1 protein-coding gene is annotated in these 702 nt (G+C 75.2%); it reads left to right on the forward strand.

From position 1 onward, the window contains the following. On the forward strand, window positions 1-702 hold a 702-nt coding region (locus HK417_RS24530), incomplete at both ends, for a DeoR/GlpR family DNA-binding transcription regulator (protein WP_222273439.1).

Consider the following 702-nt stretch of genomic DNA (forward strand, 5'->3'; position numbering starts at 1 on the left):
GAACGCCAGCAGGCCATCGCGATGCTGGTCACCCAGCGCGGGCGCCTCAGCGTAGCCGCGGTCGCCGAGCAGTTCGGGGTGACGACGGAGACCGTCCGGCGGGACCTCGCCGTCCTGGAGCGTGCCCGGATGCTGCGCCGCGTGCACGGCGGGGCCGTCCCGGTCGGCGCACTGGCCCTGGTCGAGCTGGGCCTCGCCGAGCGGTCCGGGCGGCTGACCGACAAGAAGTCGACGATCGCCAAGGCCGCGCTGGACCTGCTGCCCGGCGCCGACGGCAGCATCATCCTCGACGGCGGCACCACGACCGCGGCCCTGGCCGACCTGCTGCCCGCCGACCGGCGCCTCCTCGCCGTCACCAACGCCGTGCCGATCGCGGCGCACCTGGCCAACTCCCCCGGCGTCGCCGTGCACCTGCTCGGAGGCCGGGTGCGCGGGGTCACGCAGTGCGCCGTGGGCGAGTCCGCACTGCGGGAGCTGGCCGACCTGCGGGTCGACGTCGCCTTCCTCGGCACCAACGGGATCACCGCCGACCACGGGTTCACCACGCCCGACGCGGCGGAGGCGTCGGTCAAGCGGGCGATGGCGCGGGCCGGTCAGCGGGTGGTCGTCCTCGCCGACTCCACCAAGCTCAACCGGGAGACCCTCGTCCGGTTCGCCGCTCCCGAGGACGTCGACGTGCTGGTCACCGACGACGGCGCCGAC

It is taken from the genome of Modestobacter marinus (assembly GCF_019799945.1).
Classification (GTDB): domain Bacteria; phylum Actinomycetota; class Actinomycetes; order Mycobacteriales; family Geodermatophilaceae; genus Modestobacter; species Modestobacter marinus_B.